The 6,336-nt window shown below is 61.3% G+C and carries 4 protein-coding genes and 1 pseudogene; all 5 read left to right on the top strand.

Features of this window, described 5'->3' with window-relative positions:
- A partial coding sequence (locus ABC977_RS17785; protein ID WP_369668617.1) for a restriction endonuclease subunit S domain-containing protein occupies nucleotides 1-1,069 on the top strand: 1,069 nt, incomplete at its 5' end.
- Complete coding sequence (locus ABC977_RS17780; protein WP_369668616.1) at nucleotides 1,066-1,677, top strand: hypothetical protein; 612 nt, start codon at nucleotides 1,066-1,068, stop codon at nucleotides 1,675-1,677. The genes ABC977_RS17785 and ABC977_RS17780, both read left to right, overlap by 4 nt.
- Nucleotides 1,678-1,926: 249 nt before the next feature.
- Complete coding sequence (locus ABC977_RS17775) at nucleotides 1,927-2,358, top strand: helix-turn-helix domain-containing protein (RefSeq protein WP_369668615.1); 432 nt, start codon at nucleotides 1,927-1,929, stop codon at nucleotides 2,356-2,358.
- Nucleotides 2,358-5,432: a type I restriction endonuclease subunit R gene (locus ABC977_RS17770; protein ID WP_369668614.1), complete on the top strand. Its 3,075-nt coding sequence runs from the start codon at nucleotides 2,358-2,360 to the stop codon at nucleotides 5,430-5,432. The genes ABC977_RS17775 and ABC977_RS17770 overlap by 1 nt, the downstream gene beginning before the upstream one ends.
- A 274-nt stretch (nucleotides 5,433-5,706) precedes the next feature.
- Nucleotides 5,707-6,336, top strand: a pseudogene (locus ABC977_RS17765) (helix-turn-helix transcriptional regulator); the annotation flags it as partial.

Genomic DNA, 6,336 nt, shown 5'->3' with positions numbered 1-6,336 from the left:
AGACAGTGAAGGCTGGGACGATATCGGCATTCCGGCTCTCGTCACTGAGGACATGCCGGATGTTCTGTGCGGATACCACCTGTCGGTGTTCGAACCCGGCGCAGAGCTGGACGGAGGCTTCCTTGCTTGGCTCTGCCGCTCTGAGCCCTTGAACGATCAGTTCAAGCTGGCGGCGAACGGCGTCACCCGCTTCGGGCTCGGTCAATATCCGATGAAGAACGCCTTCATCGCGCTCCCCCCGGTCGACACTCAGCAGCGGATTGCGCGGTTTCTGGATGAGAAGACGGCGCGGATCGACGGGCTGATCGAGAAAAAGCGCGCGCTGCTGGACCGGCTGGCTGAGAAGCGCCAGGCCCTGATCACCCGCGCGGTCACCAAGGGCCTCAACCCCGATGCCCCGATGAAACCCTCAGGCATCGACTGGCTTGGCGACATTCCCGCGCATTGGGAGGTCAGGCAGCTTCGGCGCCTCGTAGAAGATGGAATCGGCCTACAAATGGGGCCGTTCGGTGGAATGCTAACCAATCTTCCAGATTATGAAACAGGGTTCAAACTGTACGGACAGGAAAACACCATATCGGGGGATTTCTCGCGCGGAAGCAGATGGGTAGAGGAAGAACGATACGAGGAGCTGAAGCGCTATGAACTTCTACCTGGTGACTTGGTTATTACTCGAAAAGGTTCGCTCGGCAACTGCAGGCGCGTGCCAGAGAAAATTCTCCCCGGAATTGCTGATAGCGACACAATCCGCATCCGGCCAAATAAGTTGAGGTTGATGCCGGCATGGGCGTTAACACTCCTGCACGAGGCGCAGTTCGTATCAGAGCAGATTACGGCAGAGCGCCGGGGAGCTATCCTCTCAGGTTTGAACACTACTGTAGTGGGCAGCTTGATTTTCACTGTGCCTCCCTTAGCCGAGCAGGGCGAGCTAATGGACTCTTTAGATGCCATTTTGTCTCCTATCGGCGCTATTGCCGAGAGGCTCAGGAAAACGATTGATAAGCTCGTTGAATATCGGGCTGCTATTATCACGGCTGCCGTCACCGGAAAGATCACGAGGCTGCAATGACGCTGCCAGCACGGACGTATTTCGAGCATCTCAAGGCGTATGTGAACAGCGACTACATCATGGATGACGGGGCAGGTGGCAAGGTTGTTCTGGCCGAGAAATACTTTCGCCGGGAAGACGTAAAGCCGCAGGTACGCAAGATCGAGCTCCTTCTGCCGGGTGCCGGCATGGCTTTCAAATTGGATCATGACGATTTCGAGACGGCTAAGCGGACAAGCAAACCGGCCCTTTTTCACTTTCTCGACGACAATGCGAAGCCTTGGTCGAAGAGATGCGATTTTGTGATCTTCTACGTCAACGGTCGCGCCTTCCACGCCGATTGCATTGAGTTCAAATCGAAGAGCCTGGCCGCCGAAAAGATCGTCCCGCAACTCAAGGCCGGAATGTGCTGGGTCGCCAGCCTGAAACGCACCATCGAGCACTACACCGGCGACGGGCGCAAGATCCGGCTGCGCAAGTTCGTCTTCGCCGAGAACGTGAATCCCGACCCGTATATCGACGAAAACCGGCAACTGAACGCGGATCCTTCCATTCGCTACTACCACTTTGACGAGGTACAAGGTCAGTCGCTGGCCGACCTCCACAATACCTCGGTGCAGGAGATCTGACCGATGCCCGGCCACACCGAGTGCGATGTCGAGTAAACAATCAGGGTTGGGCTTACCAAGCCCGACGGCTATCGAACACGAAGTCGGAGCACCTATGCTGGCTCCGACGCTCAACGCCTCTTGTATGTCTGCGGCGCGAAGCCTGCCGCATGAGCGGGCCGTGCCCAACCAGGACGCACAGCATCCGCCAGACACTCAGACTCTGGAGCGCTAGAGTGAGTTGAGCATGCTGAACACCAAGGTTCTGCGATGACGCGAGTTTCCATCAGTCCCGATCTGTTGCGCTGGGCGCGCGAGCGCGCCGGGCTGCCTGGCGCAGACCTCGTCGGCCGCTTCCCGAAGCTCGCCGCTTGGGAGCGCGGGGAGTTATCGCCGACCTTCGACCAACTGGAGGCCTTCGCCAAGGCCACCCACGTCCCCTTCGGCTTCCTGTTCCTGCCGGAGCCGCCGGACCTGCCGATGCCGATTCCGGACTTCCGCATTCTGAGCCATCGGCAGCCGGGCGTGGTTAGTCCGGATCTTCTTGACACCATGCCGGCTGAACGTCGAGGAGTTCCGTGGCTTCGCGCTGTACGACGAGTTGGCACCGCTGATCTTCGTCAACGGTGCGGACGCCGCCACGACACCTTTGCGATGCTGAAGTCACTGCACGTGCGTTATGACTTTGCGAAGGAGAGCTGATGTCGGGACATGACGAGGCCGCGTTCGAGACCGCCATCGAGACCGGCCTGACGAGCGTGGGCGGTTACGAGAAGCGCAGTCCTAAGGACTACGATGAGTCGCTGGCCCTTTTCCCCGAGGATGTCGCTGGCTTCCTAAGAGACAGCCAGCCGGCCAAATGGGAGGCACTGGAGGCGCTGCTCGGGCCGAAGACGGCCACGACGGTGTTGGACAGCCTGTCGAAGGAGCTGGAAATCAAGGGGACACTCCATGTCCTGCGCCATGGCTTCAAGTGCTACGGCAAGACCTTCCGCATGGCCTGGTTCCGGCCGAACACCCGCATGAACCCGGAGGCGGCGGAGAACTACGCCCGGAACCGGCTGACGATCACCCGCCAGGTCGCCTTCACCTCGGCCATGAAGAAGGCCGGGGGCGCGAATGCAAACGGGCACCGGCGTTGCATCATCGACGTGACGCTGGCCGTGAACGGCATCCCCGTCGTCACCTCCGAGCTCAAGAACCCGCTGACCGGGCAACGCGCCGCCGATGCGATGCGCCAGTTCGCGGTGGATCGGGACGAGCGCGATCTGCTCTTCGCGTTCAAGAAGCGCGCGCTGGTCCACTTTGCCGTGGACCCGGACGAGGTGTGGATGACGACCCGGCTTAGGGGCAAGGAGACCCATTTCCTGCCCTTCAACCGGGGCAACAACCACGGCGCCGGCAACCCACCCGTCGAGGGTAATTGGAAGACCCACTACCTGTGGGACGAGGTCCTGCAGGCCGACAGCCTGTTGGAGATCCTGCAGCGCTTCATGCACCTGGAGGTGAAGGAGAAGCAGGTCAAGAGCCATCAGGGCCTGCGCACGGTGCGCAAGGAGACGATGATCTTCCCCCGCTATCACCAGCTCGACGCGGTTAGGGCTCTCTGCGCCCACGCGAAGGCCCATGGTTCGGGGCGAAACTATCTGGTCCAGCACTCGGCCGGTTCCGGCAAGTCGAACTCGATCGCCTGGCTGGCGCACCGGCTGGCGAGTCTGCACGACGCCCAGGACGAGAAGGTGTTCCACTCCGTCATCGTCGTCACCGACCGGCGCGTGCTCGACCAGCAGTTGCAGGCGACCATTTACCAGTTCGAGCACAAGATCGGCGTGGTCGAGAAGATCGACGAGGACACCCAGCAGCTTGCCCGTGCGCTGTCCCAGGGTACGCCGATCGTCATCACGACCATCCAGAAGTTTCCCTTTATCTCGCAGGCGCTCTCGACCCTAGAGAAGAAGGGCGGTGGTGTGACCATCGACACGGCGGGCAAGCGCTTCGCCGTCATCGTCGATGAGGCCCACTCCTCCCAGAGCGGCGAAACCGCGACGGCGTTGAGGGGCATGCTGAACAAACACGGGATCGAGGCGGCCATTGCCGCGCAGCTCTCCGAGGAGGAGGACGACGATCTTTCCGATGAGGCCAAGGCCGCGGTGCTGCGCGATGCGCTGCGGCGCGCCCGACAGCCGAACCTGAGCTTTTTCGCCTTCACCGCCACGCCCAAGTTCAAGACCAAGGCCCTGTTCGACGAGCCCGGACCGTCCGGGACGTCACCCTTTCACGAATACAGCATGCGTCAGGCCATCGAGGAAGGCTTCATCATGGACGTGCTCGCCAACTACACCACCTACAAGCGCTTCTTCGGCCTGATCAAACAGATCGAGGACGATCCCGATGTGCCTCGCAAGAAGGCCGCGAAGGCCCTGACTCGCTACCTGGAGCTGCATCCGGTCAATATCGAGCAGGTCGTGTCCGTCATCGTCGAGCATTTCCGGCTCTACGTGATGGCGGAGCTTGGCGGGCGCGCGAAGGCGATGGTGGTCACGGGCTCCCGCTTGGCGGCGGTAAAGTACAAGCTCGCCTTTGATCGCTACATCAAGGACCAGGGCTACACCGGTATTCGCTCGTTGGTGGCCTTTTCGGGCACGGTTGAAGACCCGGACGACCCCGGCTCGTGCTACACCGAGGTGTCGATGAACGGGGGGATCTCCGAGAGCGAACTGCCCGAGGCCTTCGAGCGCGACGATTACCGGGTGCTTCTGGTCGCCGAGAAATATCAGACCGGTTTCGACCAACCCTTGCTGCAGACCATGTATGTGGTGAAGCGGTTGGCCGGTGTGCAGGCGGTGCAGACTCTCTCCCGGCTCAACCGGATCGCGCCTGGCAAGTCGCGCACCTTCGTGCTCGATTTCGCCAACGAGGAGGACGAAATCTATCAGGCGTTCAAGCCCTACTACGAGAGCACGTCTGTCGGCGAGAACGCCGACCCGCAGCGACTCTCCGAGCTGCAGTATCGCCTACTGGAGTGGGCGATCTTCACGCCTGAGGATGTGACGGCCTTCGCCCAGGTCTGGTATCGAGGCAAGCGTGACCACACGGCGAGCGATCATAAGGCGATGAACGCCGTGCTCGATACCGTGGTGCAGCGCCTCCGGGAGCGGGAGGAAGAGGAACGCGAGGAGTTTCGCGGCCAATTGACGGCCTACCGAAACCTCTATGCCTTCCTGTCACAGATCATCCCTTACCAGGATAGCGACCTCGAAAGGCTCTACACCTTCGTGCGGAACCTGCTGGCGAAGCTGCCGCCGCCGGGTGATGGGCAGAAGTTCGTGATGGACGACGAGGTGGCGCTTCGGTTCTTCCGGCTTCAGCAGATGACCGAGGGCTCCATCGACCTCTCGGAGGGCGACGCCTATCCCTTGAAGGGACCGACCGATGTCGGCACCGCTGGCGTCAAAGACGAAGCAGTCGCCCTATCGAGCCTGATCGAAAGCCTGAACGAGCGTTTCGGCACCGACTTCACCGAGGCAGATCAGCTGTTCTTCGACCAGATCCGGGCCTCCGCGGAAAACGATGAGAATATCGCGGAGGCGGCCCGCGCCAACAACTACGCAAACTTCGCAGCCTATTTCGATCGCATGCTGGATGAGCTGTTTATCGCGCGCATGGAGGGCAACGAGGAGATCTTCTCCAGGGTGATGACGGATACCGAGTTCCGCTCGGCGGCGCATGAGCACCTCGCGCAGGAGGTATTTCGCCGGGTGCGAGGGCAAGAGTAAGCCGCAGGGCCAACGAAGACGACGCATAACACGACAGCCACGTGCTGGGGTTCGCCAACGACGCGCCCGCAGGCCTGATCCCCGACCGGCACCCCGTCGGTTCCATCAACACCGGTACCCTCATGCAGCTGCTCGATCAGCGGTGGAATCCGTCGAGACCGCCCGATGCGGGCACTCGAGGTCGCGTCAGATCGCTGTTCGGATGACAATCCCCGATCCAAAAGCGATAATAATTCCTATTTCCAATATCGTCGCACCGAAGCCATTTTCGCCGATGGATGCCGCCCCGCTCTCGATGCTGGATCAGTACCGCGAAACCTTTTTTCACGATGCCTTGTTCGCGCCGGATGACGTTCCTGCTGTCGGGGCAGGCGTCCACCGCAGCAGCCGGATGAAGGTCGTCGCGGGGTCCGGCTACATGGAGCAATTGCTCTTCAAGAACGGACTCTTGGCCGGTCGTGGCGACTATCGGCTGGAACGCGCCCATGATGGGGTATTCGGTGGCATGGAGACTTGCTTCGGTGTCAGCCTGATGGTCGCGGGGAGCTACGCACTAGCGATCCCCGAGTTGCGTTTCCAGAAGCAAATGCTCGTCGATCAGGCCTGGATCCGCGCCGGCCATGTCGAGGCGGTGCATTGCACGCAACCGGCCGATCAGGTTCTGCGAGGGATCTCGATCGATGTGGCGGCTGGTTTGCTCGAGGCCTGGCGGGACGAGGCGCCCAAGGCGCTCAATTCAGGCGTGCGCGCGGTCTTGCAGCATTCGGGGCCGGTACTCCGGCCGTTGCCCGGGGTGGGGCGCGAGCTGCGGGGCCTCGCCCTGCGGATGTTGCAGCTCGACTCGTCGTCGCTGTGCGGGCGCCTGGAGCTGGAGTCGCTCGCGCTCGACTTCCTCGTCCGGGTC

This window comes from Thioalkalicoccus limnaeus (assembly GCF_041197575.1).
In the GTDB taxonomy this organism is placed as follows: domain Bacteria; phylum Pseudomonadota; class Gammaproteobacteria; order Chromatiales; family Chromatiaceae; genus Thioalkalicoccus; species Thioalkalicoccus limnaeus.
Note: the sequence above shows the minus strand (reverse complement) of the source record. Positions and strands in the feature narration are given on the sequence as shown.